At 30.8% G+C, this 389-nt stretch carries 1 protein-coding gene; it reads right to left on the bottom strand.

The genetic code is table 11. The features are described from left to right. Positions 1-44: 44 nt before the first annotated feature. The gene (locus FVF61_RS14120) at positions 45-356 is read right to left on the bottom strand and encodes a GIY-YIG nuclease family protein (RefSeq protein ID WP_199757316.1); all 312 of its coding nucleotides are present in this window, start codon (positions 354-356) and stop codon (positions 45-47) included. Positions 357-389 lie beyond the last annotated feature (33 nt).

The following is a 389-nucleotide window of genomic DNA, read 5'->3' as shown; positions in this document are numbered from 1 at the left end:
TGAACCCAGCTCCTCCTGTTACTAAATACTTATAGTCTTTAATTTTATATTCCATTATTTTCATTTGTATTCTGAACTTGACCAGTGAAATAAGATTTGAGGCGATTCCCTAAAAACATCTTTCCGTAATGTGTTTTTAGATACTTTTCTCGTTTTAATGCATCTTCTTGAGATACACAACCTTCAAAATATATTAATTCAAATGGCCTTCTATGCTTTGTTGATGTTACTTTTCCTTTTTGATGAGCCTCAAATCTTGATGACAAATCTTTTGTATAACCAGTATATTTTTTACCATCCTTTTTTGATAGCAAAATATATACATAGTAATATTGAGACTCTAAATTTGTCATCATTTCATGGGTTGAACCCAGCTCCTCCTGTTACTA

The organism is Xanthomarina maritima, from assembly GCF_008084905.1.
In the GTDB taxonomy this organism is placed as follows: Bacteria; Bacteroidota; Bacteroidia; order Flavobacteriales; family Flavobacteriaceae; genus Xanthomarina; species Xanthomarina maritima.
The sequence above is the reverse complement of the archived record's forward strand: the minus strand, read 5'-3'. Positions and strand labels throughout refer to the sequence as shown.

What these genes read in the sequence shown, in the direction of transcription:
- FVF61_RS14120 (WP_199757316.1), bottom strand. Translation starts at nt 356, where the DNA reads ATGATGACAAATTTAGAGTCTCAATATTACTATGTATATATTTTGCTA.